This window comes from Tunturibacter gelidoferens (assembly GCF_040358255.1).
Taxonomy (GTDB): domain Bacteria; phylum Acidobacteriota; class Terriglobia; order Terriglobales; family Acidobacteriaceae; genus Edaphobacter; species Edaphobacter gelidiferens.
In genome coordinates, this window is sequence record NZ_CP132938.1 from 684,824 (window position 1) to 701,345 (window position 16,522).

At 55.9% G+C, this 16,522-nt stretch carries 16 protein-coding genes and 1 pseudogene; 4 read left to right on the forward strand and 13 right to left on the reverse strand.

What is annotated here, in order from left to right; genetic code table 11:
* The first annotated feature begins 15 nt into the window (after nt 1-15).
* Nucleotides 16-636 carry an outer membrane beta-barrel protein gene (locus tag RBB81_RS03270; RefSeq protein ID WP_179580187.1) on the forward strand — a complete coding sequence of 207 codons (621 nt, stop codon included), beginning with the start codon at nt 16-18 and terminating at the stop codon, nt 634-636.
* 78 nt (nt 637-714) lie between these two features.
* On the opposite strand, the gene RBB81_RS03275 is transcribed toward RBB81_RS03270, so the two are convergent.
* The 3 genes and pseudogenes from RBB81_RS03275 to RBB81_RS03285 all read right to left on the reverse strand — a co-directional run.
* Nucleotides 715-3,264, reverse strand: coding sequence for a glycoside hydrolase family 31 protein (locus RBB81_RS03275; RefSeq protein WP_353072705.1), 2,550 nt, complete (start codon nt 3,262-3,264; stop codon nt 715-717).
* Nucleotides 3,265-3,660: 396 nt separating this feature from the next.
* A complete protein-coding gene (locus RBB81_RS03280; RefSeq protein ID WP_353073890.1) occupies nt 3,661-4,005 on the reverse strand; it encodes a TetR-like C-terminal domain-containing protein in 345 nt (114 codons plus the stop codon).
* Nucleotides 4,006-4,098: 93 nt separating this feature from the next.
* Nucleotides 4,099-4,251 (reverse strand): annotated as a pseudogene (locus RBB81_RS03285) (TetR/AcrR family transcriptional regulator); the annotation flags it as partial.
* Between the two features lie 107 nt (nt 4,252-4,358).
* Between RBB81_RS03285 and RBB81_RS03290 the strand changes: the two are divergent.
* From RBB81_RS03290 to RBB81_RS03300, 3 genes are read left to right on the forward strand one after another with little or no spacing between them, the layout of a single operon-like run.
* Nucleotides 4,359-4,739, forward strand: a complete 381-nt coding sequence (locus tag RBB81_RS03290) for a DUF4267 domain-containing protein (protein WP_179580190.1) — start codon at nt 4,359-4,361, stop codon at nt 4,737-4,739.
* A gap of 54 nt (nt 4,740-4,793) precedes the next feature.
* Nucleotides 4,794-5,117, forward strand: a complete 324-nt coding sequence (locus tag RBB81_RS03295; RefSeq protein WP_179580191.1) for an NIPSNAP family protein — start codon at nt 4,794-4,796, stop codon at nt 5,115-5,117.
* Between the two features lie 25 nt (nt 5,118-5,142).
* Nucleotides 5,143-5,613, forward strand: a complete 471-nt coding sequence (locus tag RBB81_RS03300) for a DUF1772 domain-containing protein (protein ID WP_353072706.1) — start codon at nt 5,143-5,145, stop codon at nt 5,611-5,613.
* A 105-nt stretch (nt 5,614-5,718) separates the two neighbouring features.
* On the opposite strand, the gene RBB81_RS03305 is transcribed toward RBB81_RS03300, so the two are convergent.
* The 10 genes from RBB81_RS03305 to RBB81_RS03350 form a co-directional block, all read right to left on the reverse strand.
* On the reverse strand, nt 5,719-6,135 hold the full coding sequence (locus RBB81_RS03305; protein ID WP_179580193.1) for a hypothetical protein: 417 nt from the start codon (nt 6,133-6,135) through the stop codon (nt 5,719-5,721).
* A 10-nt stretch (nt 6,136-6,145) separates the two neighbouring features.
* Nucleotides 6,146-7,219 (reverse strand): NF038122 family metalloprotease, encoded by a 1,074-nt coding sequence (locus tag RBB81_RS03310; RefSeq protein ID WP_353072707.1) that lies wholly within the window; start codon nt 7,217-7,219, stop codon nt 6,146-6,148.
* A gap of 610 nt (nt 7,220-7,829) precedes the next feature.
* Nucleotides 7,830-8,405, reverse strand: a complete 576-nt coding sequence (kdpC, locus tag RBB81_RS03315) for a potassium-transporting ATPase subunit KdpC (RefSeq protein WP_353072708.1) — start codon at nt 8,403-8,405, stop codon at nt 7,830-7,832.
* Nucleotides 8,406-8,413: 8 nt separating this feature from the next.
* The gene (gene kdpB / locus RBB81_RS03320; protein ID WP_353072709.1) at nt 8,414-10,453 is read right to left on the reverse strand and encodes a potassium-transporting ATPase subunit KdpB; all 2,040 of its coding nucleotides are present in this window, start codon (nt 10,451-10,453) and stop codon (nt 8,414-8,416) included.
* 20 nt (nt 10,454-10,473) lie between these two features.
* Complete coding sequence (kdpA, locus tag RBB81_RS03325; protein WP_353072710.1) at nt 10,474-12,249, reverse strand: potassium-transporting ATPase subunit KdpA; 1,776 nt, start codon at nt 12,247-12,249, stop codon at nt 10,474-10,476.
* 15 nt (nt 12,250-12,264) lie between these two features.
* Nucleotides 12,265-12,351 carry a K(+)-transporting ATPase subunit F gene (gene kdpF, locus RBB81_RS03330; protein WP_179583160.1) on the reverse strand — a complete coding sequence of 29 codons (87 nt, stop codon included), beginning with the start codon at nt 12,349-12,351 and terminating at the stop codon, nt 12,265-12,267.
* Nucleotides 12,348-12,560 (reverse strand): hypothetical protein, encoded by a 213-nt coding sequence (locus RBB81_RS03335; protein ID WP_353072711.1) that lies wholly within the window; start codon nt 12,558-12,560, stop codon nt 12,348-12,350. Before RBB81_RS03335 ends, kdpF begins: the two co-directional genes overlap by 4 nt.
* Before the next feature lie 128 nt (nt 12,561-12,688).
* A complete protein-coding gene (locus tag RBB81_RS03340; RefSeq protein ID WP_179580200.1) occupies nt 12,689-13,546 on the reverse strand; it encodes a DUF1003 domain-containing protein in 858 nt (285 codons plus the stop codon).
* A 163-nt stretch (nt 13,547-13,709) separates the two neighbouring features.
* Nucleotides 13,710-14,981, reverse strand: a complete 1,272-nt coding sequence (locus RBB81_RS03345; RefSeq protein WP_353072712.1) for a sensor histidine kinase — start codon at nt 14,979-14,981, stop codon at nt 13,710-13,712.
* 133 nt (nt 14,982-15,114) lie between these two features.
* Nucleotides 15,115-16,521 carry a sigma-54-dependent transcriptional regulator gene (locus RBB81_RS03350; RefSeq protein ID WP_179583162.1) on the reverse strand — a complete coding sequence of 469 codons (1,407 nt, stop codon included), beginning with the start codon at nt 16,519-16,521 and terminating at the stop codon, nt 15,115-15,117.
* Nucleotide 16,522: the final 1 nt, after the last annotated feature.

Consider the following 16,522-nt stretch of genomic DNA (forward strand, 5'->3'; position numbering starts at 1 on the left):
AAGAGAGACCTCCGCATGAGTAACAAATCGACTTCAAACAGATTCGCAAAGCTTGCAAAGGATCTCATCCCGGGAATCAAGATCTCTGCCCTGCTCTGCGTCGTGAGCTTCGCCGCCTCACACCTCCACGCCCAGGCACTTCCAACCGCCACCAGCGCCGGAGTCCTTCAGGCGGGCGGCGAGTTCAACTACGCCAACTCCGACTACGTGCCGCAAAAGATCAAAGGCGGAGGCGCATACGTAGGCTTTGACTTCAAATATCACTATGGAATCGAAGCCGAGTTCCATCAGATCAATGACCCCGACCCCACCACACAGATATACGAACGCACCTACGAGATCGGCCCGCGCTACGTCCTGCACTTTCACAGAATAGAACCCTTCGCCAAGGTCATGTACGGCCGCGGCGTCTTCAACTATCCGGAGGTCCCGAGCCTCACCCCCGGCGGTCCCCCACAAGGCAACGCCGCCAACCTCGCCTACAACATCGCCGCCGCAGGCATCGGAGTCGACTACCGCCTGACACGCTCCATCAACGTGCGCGCAGAGTATGAGTTTCAAAAATGGTTCGGCTTCCCGCCAAACGGTCTTTCCCCGCAGGTCTTGGGAATCGGCGCAGCCTACCGCTTCCACTAAAGTAAATAAGGTATACAAGTCACGAAGTGACCGCGCCACGCGCAGTGGGCCCGTCCGGCAGGACCTACAGAATCGAACCTACCTCCCGGCAACCTCCAACTCCCCGCCCTCAGGCCTCTCCGGCAACAGAATCGTCAGCGAGTGCATCGCCTCATCGAATCTAGAGTTCGCAATCGCTTCGCCGCCGTATGTAATCTTCCCCGGCGCAACGTTCCAACCGAAGATGGTCACCTCTACCCGATTCCACCAGGGCTGAAAACTCCCCTCTCGCGCCCCAACGTGAAGGCGCAAACCATCGCCAGTCGATTCGCAGCTATACTTCACGCGCAGAAAATCCTTCTCCTTATATGCGAAGCTGATTCCGTCATCCTGATACAGTGAGCCCGCGCATCCCTCGCCCGGATAGACCTTCAGCGTCAGCGGACCATCCGGCTTCTCCTGCGTACTCTCGACCAGCGGCGCAAACGGCAGGATCGACCCCGCCCGAACAAACACGGGCAACACATTCACCTCAGGCTTAATCTTCACCGACTGAAGCGCACCCACTCCCAGCGCCGCACCCGTACTCACCACCACCGCCTCACGAGCACTAGCCGCAACTTTCGCTCCCGTCCAGTAGTCATACCAACCCACCGGAGGAAACGTTACCGCATAGCTATCCGGCGCCTCAGGATAAGGCGCAGGCGCGATCAACAGATCCGGTCCAAGCATAAACTCATTGGCAGCATCAAGATCAAGCGGATGCTTGTCTGCAGTCGCATCAGGAAACTCCAGAAACAGAGGCCGCATCATCGGAACACCTGTGCGGGAGTTCTCCTCCGCCAACGTATAAAGGTACGGCATCAACCGATACCGATCCTCAATGTACTTCCTCCGAACCGCCTCTACCTCAGGACCACCCACCCACGGCTCCTGATCCGCCGTGAACTTTTCGGTGTGGTCGCGATAGATTGGATTGAACTCCCCCACCTCAATCCACTTCGTCAGCAGATCCTGCGTGGACGAACCCGCATAGCCTCCAATATCGTCACCCGCCATCGAAAACCCGCTCAGGCCAAGGTTCAGAAGCATCGGCGTACTCATGCGAAGGTGATTCCAGCTGCTCGAGTTATCTCCCGTCCAAGTCGACGCATACCGCTGACCGCCCGCGTAAGTAGCCCGAGTCAAAACAAAAGGCCGCTGGTTCGGCTTCAACGCGAGCAGGCCTTCATAGGTCCCCCGCGAGTTCTCCATGCCATACACGTTGTGAATCTCCGCATGACGCGCAGTCCTCGGCACAAAGCCCGGCTCATCGATCCGATGCACCACATCCAGCGGCATCGTCTTCGATGGGGTCTCGAACACCGAAGGTTCGTTCATGTCGTTCCAAAACCCCGCCGCTCCATCCTCATAGAAGTCTTTATAGAGAGTTCCCCACCACACCCGCGACTCTTTCCTTGTGAAATCAGGAAACACCGATGGCCCCGGCCACACCTTGCCCACAAACACCGACCCATCCGGATTTTTCACAAAATGATCGCCCGCTAACCCCGTGCCGTAAGGCGCGTATCCCTGATTCGCTCGATCCGCAATATGCAGATCCGTAATCAACACCAGGTTGAAGTGCTTCTCCTTCAACTCCTGAATAAACTCCGGAAACTTCGGAAACGCCTGCTGATTCACCGTGAACGGCGCGTTCCGATCCTGAAAGTCGATGTCCAGATAGAGTGCATCACAAGGAATCCGATCAACGCGCATACGGTCTGCCACCTCGCGCGCCCGCGCCTCCGTCATGTAGGAGTAGCGCGACTGCTGAAAGCCCAGTGACCACCGCGGAGGCAGCGGCGTAAGACCAGTCAACCAGGCATAACCCTCCATCACCTGCTTCGGCTTCGGGCCATAGATAAAGTAGTAGTCAATCGGTCCGCCATCGGCGCCAAACGAGTAAGCCTCCGAGTCTTCCTTCCCAAAATCAAAGCTCGTCCGCCACGTGTTATCCAGAAACAACCCGTACGATCTCCCCGCATTGTCCGCGACAAAAAACGGAATCGCCTTATAAAGCGGATCGCTGCTCTCCTGAAAGCGATATTGATCTGTATTCCACATCTCGTAGGCACCACCTCTGCGATCAAGCGGCCCCGTCTTATCTCCCAGGCCAAAGTAGTGCTCCTCTGCCGGCATCCTCTTGTAGACGCGGAAGTGATCGCCGTGAAACTCAACCGGTCGCGCATCCTGCAACAAAACTCCGCCGCTCCCATCGCTGATCGTGACGGCAAGCGTCGCGCGGTCCACAGAAACCTGCAGTGCCTTCGTACGAAAACCAGCCTTGCTCGCCTCCGCGCGATAGGCCGTGGCGACGGAGCTTGTTCGCGAGCCCGGAAGCACAGCCCACGACGCATCCTCCGGCATCTTCCCCGTCTTCGAGACTCGAATACGCAGAACATCCTCTCGCAGCGCGGTAATCTGAACCCTCGCCTCGCCATCCCTCAGCTCTAAGCCATTCGGCAGCGCCGCAGCACTCGTCGCACGATTCAGCGAAATCAGATCGCCCTTTTCACCCGTTGCGCTCTGTGCCGACAGACCGGGAACACTCATCACGCAGCCCAAAACAAACAGGACAGCAACTCTTCCAAAACGCAATCCATTCATATTTCCTTCAACCTCATTCACACATAGAAAAGCGGGAGTCTGACTCCGAAGAAGCCTCCGAGTCACAAACCAACATTATGCACCTCCGCCCCCAAGTCTCCCCGCGCTCCCCTAAACTAAACTCCCAGATGGACTAAACAAGGCCCACCTCTGTCATTTCCGTGGCCTCCCTTTCGCTGGGCTGCCTCTGCATTAAGAGGGCCGCTGTCTTCTAGCGCCAACCGCCTGTTCAAAGATAGGATCTCTGACGGTGCCGCCCTAACTGCCGCCTGTCCGCTATGCCGACTATCCCTCCAAGTGACGAGAAGCGCGTTTGTGAGGACTCATCTCGCCTAGCTCGCGAAAAGACGAGAGCGCGCCTATTACAGTCATCGCGCTTTCACCACCTGTGCCGTTTCATCTTGGGAAAGTGAAGAGCTCGACGAGCGCCCTCACGCGCTCTTTCTGACGGCTGCGCGGAAATCGCTTGGTTCTTGTTAGCTCGGCGATACCATGGAGGCTCGCCCAAAACAGTTCCGATATAACCTCTGACTTCGAGCTCTGCCCCGGAAACAACTCCAGGAGTTGGGAAAACGCGAAACGCAGCTCCGGAGGAGTAGCCGCGTCATCGAATGGCACGCTCAGGCTGAGCGAAAACATCACTTCATACAGTGCGGGTGAAGACGCGGCGAACTCCAGATACGCGGCCGCGACCGATTCGACAGTACCTCCACGCTTAACCCGTTTCCGTGCCTTCTCCAAAGCCAGGCCCATCTCCTGGAAACCCTCGATAGCAACCGCGGCGAGAATCCCTTCGCGGCTTCCAAAATGAGCGTACAAGACGGGTTGGCTGTATGAAATTTCGTCGGATAGCCGCCGAACGGTTACGTTGGACCACCCTTCAAGCTCCGCGATTCGTCGTGCGGCACTGATGATCTGTGCCCGGCGGGCCTGCTTGTCACGCAGTTTTCGTTCCGCAATTCGGTTAGGTGTTAGCGTCGACGCCATTGATAGAAATTATAGCACCGCTAGAATAATTTAGCGGACAGTGAAACTTTTCCAAATGCTTTGCATCTTATATAGCGTTGCTAGATTTTATAACAAGGAGACATATTATGCGTAACGCCATACCGCTTTCTCTAGCTGCTCTCATGGCTGTGGCGATCATTGTCATCGGTTGTTTCTACCTTATATCTCCTGAACGAATGACAGGATCATTTGGTCTTGAGCCGCCTGCATCCGATGCTGACACTCGTGCCTGGCTACGCCTTAAAGGAATTCGGGACATCGCATCTGGATTGGTCGTGCTGACGATGATGCTGACCATGGGTACGCGGTCGGTAGGCATAGCCCTACTCGTATTAGCCATCACCCCTCTTGGCGACATGTCAATCGTTCTGGGGTCGGGCGGGTCGAGGTCGAAAGCGCTCTCAATTCATGGCGTAACCTGCGCGGTGATGCTGGTCGTTGGCCTCTTGTTGATCCATGCCATTTGAGAGAAATGCCTCAACCAGTATTGCTAACCCATGTCTATGCAATAGGAGGCGACAATGCGAACCTTTGAACTTCGCGTGTACAAACTGCGCACCAAAGACGCGCTCGATTTCTACATGGAGCAGATTTATCCCCGTCATCTCAGCAGCTTTCCGCTGTTCGGGATTGAGGCCCACGGCTTCTGGACTGCCAAGGAGGATGTCGAGCCAAGGTTCTTCGTGCTGGCCTCCTATGCGGCGGGCGAAGAACCCGGCGAGGTCGTTCGGCGGTATATGCAAAGCACAGAATTCGCTGAGGACATCAGGAACTTTGATGTATCAGACATCGTTGGCGTTGAATCGACAATCCTTATACCTTCAACAAGCTCCCCTCTTAAATGATGTAACTCATTCCAAGGTGTTGTTTATGGAGGAATTCATGATGGAAGTCCTAAATGTCGTTGCAATTATCGTCGCTGGATTGATGGTTGGATCTGAACTGGCCATCGCCGCGTTTGTTCATCCAACGCTCGATAAACTTCCGGATGATGTTCATCTGCCAGCCGCAAGCGCCCTCGCTCGTGTGCAGGGGAGGTTCATGCCGTTTTGGTACATTCTTGTATTTTTGCTTACTTTAGCCGAGCTTGTAATCCAATGGCACCAATCTGGTCGCTTACCGATCTGGATCACTACATCGGCCGTTTTGTGGATTTTGGCGATTTTGTATACGGTCACCGCCCTCGTGCCGATCAACAACCGTATCGCATCGTGGGAAAAGTCCACTCCGCCTGCCGATTGGAAGACTTACCGGAGCAGATGGGATCTGCTTCACCGCTGGCGTGTTGTTCTCCTCACGATAGCTTTCGCGTTTCTAATCGTGGGATTCGTTTGCAAGTAGTCATCTTTGGCCTCTTCCCCAAGGCAGCTATCGCCGGAGATCGGGAGTCGTGGCAGTCTGCGCCATTCCGGCTCTTTCGCGTGGCCTATTACTTACCGCAAGTAATCACCGAGCTTTGCGAGGCTTCGGCTCGCTTCGAGCCGCTTTGCCGCCGGCACCGGGGGCGGGCATTACCTGGCCATGTGCTACCTGACCCAACGCTACGGGAGGCTTTTGAGCGATTTGGCTCCGGGTAAGTGCGACGCGAATCGCTATGCCGTTGTTCTTGCCGGTATCGATGAGATAGTCGGCGGTGACGGGCAGATTGTTCACGAAGGCGTCGCGCAGGAGGCCGAACATTGCCTGGCGGGCCGGAAGGTTGTCGTCGTTTCGGAGTTGAAAGCCATAGGCACCATCGCCGATTGCGTTGAGGATGAATACGGCCTCAACATCCAGGGCATCGTTGGGAGGACCGTAGCCGGTGCCGAGGTCGTGGGCGCGGAGAAAAACGATTTTTCCTGTCTTTTCGAGCAAGTTGGACATGGGTAGTCTCCTATGGGTTCGCGACGCGAATGATTTCACCTGCGCGGGGGCCGATGGTAACGTAATCGAGCCGGATTGGCCGCCCGGCGATGAAGGCGGATCGAAGCATGTCGAACATCTCTCTGCGCGTGGGTCCGTTCGGGTCGGCACGCAGTTGAAAGCCGAACGCACGCAGCGGTTCCTCAGCGAGCTGCACGACCACCTCACAGTCGAGAAAATTTGGCGATTTGCCGTATCCGCTGCCGAGTTCGTGAGCCCGCAGGAACGAGATCTGGCCCACCGTCTCGATCAGACTCCCGATCGGATCGACCCTGCCGTACCCGATTACATCCATAAGCTGCAAGTCGACAGCCGAGACGGGATTGACCACACCTGAGTCGGAAAACTGATTGAACGAGTCGTTGGTGCCTCCCGCCCAATCCCGGGTATCTAAATGATTTGCGGCAGAATCATTAAACTCCTTCAGCAGGGTGACCCCGTTGTCGATCGAGAAGAAGTTCCCGGCACCACCGCCGAGTGACTTCATTCCGGCACCAGTGTAGGAAAAACAGTCGATCAGACTGAACGAATTGTTTCCGCCGGAGAGGCCGGTGCGGCCCATCACTTCGGAGATCTCATGTGCAGCAACACCCTGAAAATCAAATGTTCCCGGGGCGATTGGACCGGAGAACGTGAAAGAGTTTCCCACTCCGAAGGTCGTGCCTCCATCGTCAGTCATATCATCGGGAATATGGCCAAGCGCTTTGGCTTGCGCTCGCATCAGCTGCCAGGTTCCGGCGCCATTGGTGGGATCGGTTGCGGTCATCGAGCCGCCAGGGCCGATCGCGATGGCATCGTTTTGCGTCGATGCGTATGCAACGACCTGATCGTAAAGATCGGCATACGAGATAGACACGGTCGCCGGAAAGCTCTCTCCGAAAACTGTCGCCTTTGTTACCGCGTCAACCGTGATATTGACGTGAATGTCGTCAGAGAATGCGTCGGTGAAGACCTTGGCCGCCGCCGTCCATGCTGCCTTGGCCGCCGTTGCGTTGACTCCGAAATTCGTGTCGAACCCGGACGTGAATGTGGGAGTGATAATCAATTCGACCTCCCCTGAAGTTCAGACTGCTTGCCCTAAAGTTAAGGACCGTCAAGTAGGACCCGAATGGCTAGAACCCCGAATGGCTGGAACCCAATGGCCTATCGCGTCATTCGTCACCTCCCCAAAGGATGAACGATAGACGGATACGCACAGTAGGTGAACTGTGCACAATTGCCGAACGCTGAAAAGATAGCACGAAAAGTCGGCTTGTGTGTTTACCGATCCGCTCCATTTTGTGTGGAGGTACAACCGGTTTACCGGAGAAGTGCCGTCGATTCAATTGCGGGGGTTCCGTAGCAATGGAAGAAGCCGTCCACAGCGCAAGGGGCTTTAGCCCCGGAAAATTCTGTCAAGCCCCAAAATCACAAAAAGCCGCGCCATCCCTGCTCTTTCGCGTGGCGTATTAGTTACTCTCAAACCGCTACAATAGAACTATGCATAAAGAGAGCCCCGGCGAATACCGGGGCTCCTTGCTTTTAATCCCATAACCCTTTTGTTTGAACGAATCTGCACGCAACCCGTTTCTTATGAATATTTTGCCGGCCAAGACTATGCGCAAATCCATGATAATACTCAGCTTACGCGCAGGTAATAGGAGGGGGGTACCCATCTATCTTTGCGCAGGAGCCGCCTGATCGAGATCCAGATTCAGCATCAACACATTCACCCGCGACTCTCCGAGAAACCCAAGCTGACGCCCCTCGGTATGTTGTGCCACCAGACGTCGCACAGCATCTTCGCTCAAACGTCGCTCCCGCGCAACGCGAGCCACCTGAAACTCCGCAGCCGCTGGCGTAATGTGAGGATCCAGTCCCGATCCCGAAGCCGTGACCAGATCAATCGGCACGTTCGCTCCAGGATGATCGACCTGCAACGCCGCCACATCCCCCGCTACCCGGTCGATCAGCTTCTTGTTCGTCGGACCAAGATTCGACCCACTCGAGTTCGCAGCATCGTATCCAATGCCCGCCTCCGAAGGCCGCGAATGAAAGTACTGCGGAGCCGTAAACGACTGACCGATAAGACGCGAGCCAACGAGCTGCCCACCCGCATAAAGAAGCTGCCCGTTAGCCTTGTCATGAAACAGCACCTGCGCCAGTCCGGTCACAACAAACGGATAGACCAAGCCGAACAAAACAGTCGTAACAACGGTATAAAGCACAGCGGTGATCAGATTGCGACGCATAAAATTCCTTAGGCCAGATGAATGGCAGTGATGATGATGTCGATGAGCTTGATACCAAGAAAAGGAGCAACAAGTCCGCCGAATCCGTAGATAAACAGATTGCGCTGCAACAACGCCTCCGCCGACATCGCCTTATAACCAACGCCCCTCAGCGCCAGCGGAATCAGCCCAACAATGATCAACGCGTTGAAGATCACCGCCGAGAGAATCGCCGACTGCGGTGTCTTCAGATGCATGATATTCAACGCACTCAACACCGGAAACGTAGCAGCGAACATCGCCGGAATAATCGCAAAGTACTTCGCAACATCATTTGCGATCGAGAACGTCGTCAGCGCACCACGAGTCATCAGCAACTGCTTTCCGATCTCCACAATCTCGATCAGCTTCGTCGGGTTCGAGTCGAGGTCGACCATATTCCCCGCCTCCTTCGCCGCCTGCGTGCCTGTGTTCATCGCAACGCCCACATCAGCCTGCGCCAGCGCAGGAGCGTCATTGGTTCCATCGCCCGTCATCGCAACCAGCTTGCCCTCAGCCTGCTCGCGGCGAATCAGGTCCATCTTGTCCTTGGGCTTCGCCTCCGCGAGAAAGTCGTCGACACCGGCCTCACGCGCAATCGCCGCCGCAGTCAGCGGATTATCTCCGGTAATCATGATCGTCCGAATCCCCATCGACCGAAGCTGCGCGAACCGCTCCTTCATTCCACCCTTCACAATGTCCTTCAGATGGATCACGCCCAGTGCCTGCCGATTCTCCGCCACCACCAGCGGCGTACCCCCACTACGGGCAACCGTCTCAACCGCTGCGCGCACCTCATCCGGTAAACTTCCGCCATTCTCCTTCAAAAATGCGGCAATCGCGTCGGTCGAACCCTTCCGAATAATCCGCCCATCAAGGTTAACGCCCGACATTCTCGTTACCGCGCTGAACGGCACAAACTCCGCCTGCAACTCGCTCAACTCGCGCCCGCGAAGACCGTACAACTCCTTGGCCAACACCACAATGCTGCGCCCCTCCGGCGTCTCATCCGGAAGCGACGACAACTGCGCCGCATCCGCAAGCTGATCCTTGCTCACTCCAGGCGCAGGAATAAACTCCGCAGCCTGACGGTTGCCCAGCGTAATTGTTCCCGTCTTATCCAGCAGAAGCGTATTCACATCACCCGCCGCTTCAACCGCGCGCCCCGACATCGCCAGCACATTATGCTGCACCAGCCGATCCATCCCAGCAATCCCAATCGCCGAAAGCAGCCCGCCAATCGTCGTCGGAATCAGACACACCAGCAACGAGATCAGCACAAACACCGTCTGCGGCGCAGTCGAATAGATCGCGATCGGCTGCAACGTCACCACAGCTAGCAAGAAGATGATCGTCAAGCCCGCAAGGAGGATGTTCAGAGCGATCTCATTCGGAGTCTTCTGTCGCTCCGCGCCTTCAACCAGCGCAATCATGCGATCCAGAAATGTCTCACCGGGGTTAGATGTAATCTTCACCTTGATCTGGTCCGATAAACACCGCGTTCCACCAGTAACCGCGGACCGATCTCCACCAGCTTCGCGAATCACTGGCGCAGACTCACCCGTGATCGCCGACTCATCCACCGAAGCCACGCCTTCGATTACTTCGCCATCGCCGGGGATCATATTACCAGCAATAACAATGACATGATCCCCCGCCCGCAGATCCGAGCTGGGAACCTCCTCCGTGCTCCCGTCTATGCGAAGCCGCACTGCAGTCGTCTCCGACTTCGCACGCCGCAGCGCGTCCGCCTGCGCCTTGCCGCGGCCTTCCGCCATCGCTTCCGCAAAGTTCGCGAATAGTACGGTGAACCAGAGCCACAACGTAATCTGCAGATCGAATTGAAACGACCCGCGATGCGAGAGACTATCGCGAAGCAGATAGATAGTGGTAATCACGCTGCCGATCTCAACAACGAACATCACCGGATTCTTCATCATCGTGCGCGGACTCAGCTTGACTAACGCGTCGACCAGCGCGCGGCGTACTATTTTGCTGTCCCATAAGGAGCGTTTGCGGGTATTTGCCATGGTTATCTGTTTTCTCTGGACTAGAAGCTTTTGCCAGCGTGCATCATTAGGTGCTCAAGAATTGGACCGAGCGAGATAGCGGGAAAGAAAGTAAGCGCGCCAACGATAAGAACAACGCCCACCAAAAGCACCGTGAATAGCGGCGTATGAACAGGAAAAGTTCCCGGCGATGGAGGAACCAGCTTCTTCTTCGCCAGACTACCGGCGATAGCCAGCATCGGAACGATCATCAGGAATCGGCCGATCAGCATCGCTGCCGCCAGCGATAAGTTGTACCAATGCGTATTCGCACTAAGGCCCGCGAAAGCGGATCCGTTATTTCCAGTCGCTGACGTGTAGGCGTAGAGAATCTCCGATAGACCATGAGGTCCCGTGTTCGCCAGCGACGAGAGGCCAAGTTGCGGCATCATCAGGGTCACCGCCGAAAATCCCAGAATCGACAAAGGAAAGATCAGCACATAAAGCATGGCCATCTTCACGTCATACGATTCGATCTTCTTGCCCAGATACTCAGGCGTCCGCCCAACCATCAAACCGGCTATAAAGACAGCCAGTACGACGAAGATCAACATCCCATAGAGCCCCGCTCCCACCCCACCGAAGATCACCTCGCCCAGCATGATGTTGACCATCGGGACCAAACCTCCGAGCGGCATAAACGAATCGTGCATGGCGTTCACCGCACCGCAGCTTGCATCCGTTGTCACTGTCGCAAACAATGCGGAGTTGGCGATGCCGAACCGTACTTCCTTGCCTTCCATATTGCCGCCGGCCTGCATCGTCGAAACATGCTGATCCACCGAGTGAAGAAGCGGATTTGTCTGAGCCTCCGCGTAGTACGCCACAAAAACACCAACAAAAAAGAGCGCAGACATCGCAGCAAAGACTGCCCAGCCATGCTTCGGCGCTCGCGTCATTCGACCCAGCGTGACTGTCAGCCCGGCGGGTATCAGGAAGATCGAGAACATCTGCATCAAATTAGAGAGAGGCGTTGGGTTCTCGAACGGGTGTGCGCTGTTTGTATTAAAGAACCCTCCACCATTTGTCCCTAGCATCTTGATCGCTTCCTGAGAAGCAACCGGGCCCTGCGCAATGCTCTGCGTCGTCACAGTTTGTGTCGTCGTCTTACCGTCAGAGCCTGTGGCAGTTGTCGTCTGCGCCTGCACGAGCTTTGCCTGATCGTAGGGGCGAAAGTTCTGCACTACGCCTTGCGAGACCAACAAGAGCGCATAGATCAAACAACCTGGAAGTAGAACCCACAACGAGGCGCGCGTCGCATCAACCCAAAAATTTCCCAGGGTCTTCGACTCTCGCCGCGAAATACCACGGATCAGCGCAACCGCCAAAGCCATTCCGACAGCCGCCGAGAAGAAGTTATGGTAAGCAAGGGTGAGCATCTGAGTTAAATAGCTCATCGTCGTCTCAGGCACATAGGACTGCCAGTTGGTATTCGTCGTAAAAGACGCCGCCGTGTTCAATGCAAGATCAGGAGTTACAGATGTGAGATGCTGAGGATTGAGGGGCAGCCACTGCTGCAGCCGCTCTACCGCATACGTTGCCAACATTGAGACCAGGCTGAAGAGCAACATGACAACCGCATATTCGCTCCAGGTCATCTCATGCGTTTCGTCGATGCCCGTCAGGCGATAGACGAGTCGCTCCAGCGGACGAAAGATAACATCTACCCAGGTCTGTTCGCGCTCGAAGACGCGAGCCATGTACAGACCCAGTGGCTTTGCACATACCAATATCAATGCAAAAAAGACGAAAACCTGAAACCAGCCGTTCGCGGTCATGATAACTACTTCCTCTTAAAACTTTTCAGGGCGCAGCAGCGCATAAACCAGATAGATCAGTAACAGTACGGTTACCAGGCCAAGCAGCAATGTCTCGATCATCCCTGCTTCTCCTTCATCCCCAACCGCTCACATCCTGTCGTGTAGCCAATCGCGATCACAAAAAAAAACACACTGGCACCGACGCATCCTAAATCCCACATAATCCTGCCTCCGAACGAAGCCTTCCCATCCGAGCCTCCACAGCCACTCAACCCTAAGGTCACCGGCTGCGCATGACGAAATCTCACGCTTCCGCGCGTATTCTTCATTCAAACAGTGGATCCATAAAGAAGGTGTAGAAAGGTCGTAAAGAAGTCGTATGTGCCGTGAGGCAACCTAACAATAACGACACGCTCCGGCACGAGCTGCAAGCCTGTTGTTCTCTTTCTCTCCGTCACTACCTTCCAGGCAACTGTTCTTTCATCTTTAAATGTTCCCGCAAAAGATCATCAACGTCGCCGATCTTTTCCGACAGCATATTCAGCTTGCCCGACAGGTTTTGAATTTCGGATTCAGCACGAAGATTCACATCATAGTCCAACTCACCACGCACCCGGTCTTTCGTGTCCTGACGATTCTGGCTCATCATAATCACTGGAGCCTGGATGGCAGCCAGCATCGACAGAAACAGATTCAGCAAAATAAACGGATAGGGGTCCCAGGCTCTCCCCTTCAGAGCAATATTTGCCGAAGCGTAAACCACAAGTACAGATCCGAATAAGATGATAAAAATCCACGACCCACCGAATCGTGCGACCGAATCCGCGAGGCGGTCTCCAAAGCTCATCTCCTCTTCGATCACGTCATTTGAGTTGCGACTGGCTCGAAGCCGCACCAGCTCCTGTGACGCATGAAACTGACGGCTCACGACGGTCAACATGTCCATCCCCGCCATCGGTTTTTGCTGTAGCAGAGCCGCAATATCGTCACGGCTCACTTCAACACAGGTCGTCTCTTCCATCGCCAGTGCCGTGGTTTGGTGAGGTGTGTCCTCCAGCATCGAAGCAAAGCCAAAGAACTCACCATCGTGGGGTTCATCCACGAGCACCTCCTGGTGATCTCGGTCCACTGTCGTCACCCGCACCGTACCCGAAACCATCACGTAGGCGTGTTTCCCCGGTTCGCCCAGCTTGTAGATGCGTTGGCGTGCAGCAAACTTCTTGATCTCAACCTGTGCTGCCAGCACCCCTATCTCTTCATCGTCGAGCAGCGCAAACAGAGGAATCTGTCTCAGCTCTTCCGCCTTACAAGCCATAGTTCACCTCGTTCTGATCCTGTGCTATTTTGCACGGCGAACGAGCACTTGGCACACTCTCTTTCCTTCCACATTGCTAAAAGAAGCAATCCAGACCCACCAAAAGCAGGGATTACACGAAATCGACGCCTCTGTAATATCAGGAATCGACCATCACCCCTAGTCATCCGGCAATCGGCAATCGGAGATCAGCTCTACACCCAATCTGACCATCCGCACGATTAGCCAGTTGCACCGAACCTCGATGTGCCTGCGCAATCTGCTGCGCGAGAACCAAACCAATCCCCGTTCCACCCGGCTTGGTCGTATAAAACGGAACAAACAGATTGCTCGCGTTGGTCAAGCCAGGACCGTTGTCCAGCACACCGATAACAACCTCTAACCCGGCGGTCCTCCAAACGATCTCTACGTGAGGACCACCTTTACCGACATCGTCCGGACTAAGCGCAGCATCGGCTGCATTGCGCACCAGATTAATCAGTGCCTGTTCAATATGGTCAGCATCCACCTGCACAACGACGTCTGGCGCCCCCTCTACAGTCACCGCGACCCGTCTCTCCAGCAGTGCGACCCTTTGCGCCAAAGTCGCCACCGATACCGAAGCCAGCCGCGGTGCCGGCAGACCCATCAGCTGCCGGTATGCCTGCAGAAACCGGTTCAGCGATTCTGATCGATTCTCGATAACCTCGAGGCCTCTTTCAAAGTCAGCGATCTCGCCTGATGCATTACTCATACCCGCAAGTCGACCACGCAGACTCCCTGCAATCGATTTGATAGGCGTCAGCGAATTGTTAATCTCGTGTCCCAGAACGCGAATCAACCTCTCCCACGCAAGCCGCTCCTCCTCCCTCAACGCGGCACTCACATCCGACAGCACAAACAGCGTATGCGGAACGCCGCGAAGTCGGAAGCTTGTTCTCTTCACCACCCACCGTACCGACTGCTGCCCGCTACCCAGCGACATGACTTCCTCATCCGCTACATCAAGCAGCTGCTCAAGCTTCAACCCTACAGCCGAGTGACCGAGCGCCGTCTGAACTTGCAACCCAAATGCCCGCTCCCCCGCCGCATTGAGCAACTTCAATCGACCCTCAGGATCAAACGCCAGCACCGGAGACTGCATCGACCCCATCACGCGTTCCACCAACGCCATTGCTTCTAACGCGCTTGCACGTTGCCCCTGTAGCATTCCCGCGAGTCGATTGATCTCAAGAGCAAGATCGCCCATGGCGTCATTTCTCCGCCCTCCTCGTGCTCTGAAAGAAAAGTCATCCTCCCGCAACGCAGCCACGACGTTCGCCAGCGTCTGCAGCGGTCGAATGATCTGCTCCATCAAAACCGAGACCGCAAAGATCCATCCCAGCGCCAGACCCAGCAGAACAATACTCTGCAGAAGAGCGTCAACCGAATGACGCCGTAACAGAAGCCAGCACATCACCAGCATCGGCAGCCCGGGAAGGCAAAGCCACAGTCGCAGCCTTTTTTCGAAACTCAGGCGCCGCGCCGATCTCCCCAGCGGCATACGGGTCCGCGGCCGGCTATTGCTGGATATCTCGCCGTCTGGATCTTCAGAGACCATATTTTTCGATGCGGCGGTAAAGCGCTCCTCTGCTCAATCCAAGCGCATCTGCCGCATGGCTCACATTACCACCTGTACGGGCGAGCGCCTTGCGAATCAGAATTGCCTCCACCGCCTCAAGGCTCATCTCGTCCATGCTCTGCGCCGAGCCCCTCTGCTGCGTATTCAACCCCAGGTCCGCAGGTTCAATGAGCGCTCCTCGAGCCATCAGGACCGCGCGTTCGATAGTGTGATCCAGCTCGCGCACGTTTCCCGGCCAGCCATACTGCAACATCATCTGAAGCGCCGTCGGCTCCAATCCCTGAATCGGCCTGCGATACCGTGCAGCGTATCGCGCCATGAAGTGACCCGCCAGCGCCGGAATATCTTCACGCCGCTCCCGCAGCGGGGGAAGACTAATCTCGACCGTGTTCAGCCGAAACAACAGATCTTCCCGAAAGCGTCCCGCCGCGCACTCCGCTCGCAAATCCGCATTGGTCGCCGAAAGCATCCGTACATCCACCTTCTGCGTCTTCGAAGAGCCTACGCGCTCCAACTCGCCTGTCTCCAGGACCCGCAGCAACTTCGCCTGCTGCCGCACCGGAATATTCGCAATCTCATCAAGAAAGAGCGTTCCGCCGCTCGCCAGTTCGAATCGCCCGATGCGGTCAGAACGAGCATCGGTAAAAGCTCCCTTCACGTGACCGAACAACTCGCTCTCGAAGGTCCCCTCCGGCAGAGCGCCTGTATTGACGGCCACCAGTGTTCGCTCTGCGCGCGAAGACAAGCGATGCAGCGTCTGCGCCACAATCTCCTTGCCCGTGCCATGCTCACCTGTAATCAGCACGTTCGCATCCGACGGACCCACCCGAGCCATCGTCTCCAGCACAGGCCGCATCGAAGCCGCAGCAGCAATGAAATCCGGAGCGCCTGTAGCCCGCAGGATCCGATTCTCCGCCTCCAGCCATCGCATTTTCTTCTGACTGCGGTGCAGTTCCATCTGCGTCCGCAAAATACTCAGCAGACGTGCGTTCTCCCACGGCTTCTGAATAAAGTCTCCCGCACCCCGGCGCATCGCCTCCACCGCAAGATCGATATTGCCCCACGCCGTCATCACCACCACCGGCAGCTGCGCGTCGATCTCCTTGACTCGAGTCACGAGATCCAGTCCTTCCTGACCGGAGGTAGTATCCCGCGTGTAGTTGAGATCGATCAGCACTCCATCGAAGCTCTCATGTGCCAAAGCCTCCAGCACCAGCGCCGGCGTTCGCACCATCTCCAGCTGGTAGCCTTCCGGCTTCAATAACAGTCGCAGCGCCTCCAAAATATGTGGCTGGTCATCTGCAATCAGCAGTCTGCACGACGCCTCAGCATCTTCCGCACCCGACTCCTTCTTGTCAATCCGCTCCGCCAGCATG

Coding starts and splice junctions, on each gene's coding strand:
- RBB81_RS03350 (WP_179583162.1), bottom strand. CDS start 16,521: ATGCTGGCGGAGCGGATTGACAAGAAGGAGTCGGGTGCGGAAGATGCT.
- RBB81_RS03295 (WP_179580191.1), top strand. CDS start 4,794: ATGCGAACCTTTGAACTTCGCGTGTACAAACTGCGCACCAAAGACGCG.
- RBB81_RS03345 (WP_353072712.1), bottom strand. CDS start 14,981: ATGTGCTGGCTTCTGTTACGGCGTCATTCGGTTGACGCTCTTCTGCAG.
- kdpA (WP_353072710.1), bottom strand. CDS start 12,249: ATGACCGCGAACGGCTGGTTTCAGGTTTTCGTCTTTTTTGCATTGATA.
- RBB81_RS03335 (WP_353072711.1), bottom strand. CDS start 12,560: ATGAAGAATACGCGCGGAAGCGTGAGATTTCGTCATGCGCAGCCGGTG.
- kdpF (WP_179583160.1), bottom strand. CDS start 12,351: ATGATCGAGACATTGCTGCTTGGCCTGGTAACCGTACTGTTACTGATC.
- RBB81_RS03305 (WP_179580193.1), bottom strand. CDS start 6,135: ATGTCCAACTTGCTCGAAAAGACAGGAAAAATCGTTTTTCTCCGCGCC.
- RBB81_RS03300 (WP_353072706.1), top strand. CDS start 5,143: ATGGAGGAATTCATGATGGAAGTCCTAAATGTCGTTGCAATTATCGTC.
- kdpB (WP_353072709.1), bottom strand. CDS start 10,453: ATGGCAAATACCCGCAAACGCTCCTTATGGGACAGCAAAATAGTACGC.
- kdpC (WP_353072708.1), bottom strand. CDS start 8,405: ATGCGTCGCAATCTGATCACCGCTGTGCTTTATACCGTTGTTACGACT.
- RBB81_RS03270 (WP_179580187.1), top strand. CDS start 16: ATGAGTAACAAATCGACTTCAAACAGATTCGCAAAGCTTGCAAAGGAT.
- RBB81_RS03340 (WP_179580200.1), bottom strand. CDS start 13,546: ATGGCTTGTAAGGCGGAAGAGCTGAGACAGATTCCTCTGTTTGCGCTG.
- RBB81_RS03290 (WP_179580190.1), top strand. CDS start 4,359: ATGCGTAACGCCATACCGCTTTCTCTAGCTGCTCTCATGGCTGTGGCG.
- RBB81_RS03275 (WP_353072705.1), bottom strand. CDS start 3,264: ATGAATGGATTGCGTTTTGGAAGAGTTGCTGTCCTGTTTGTTTTGGGC.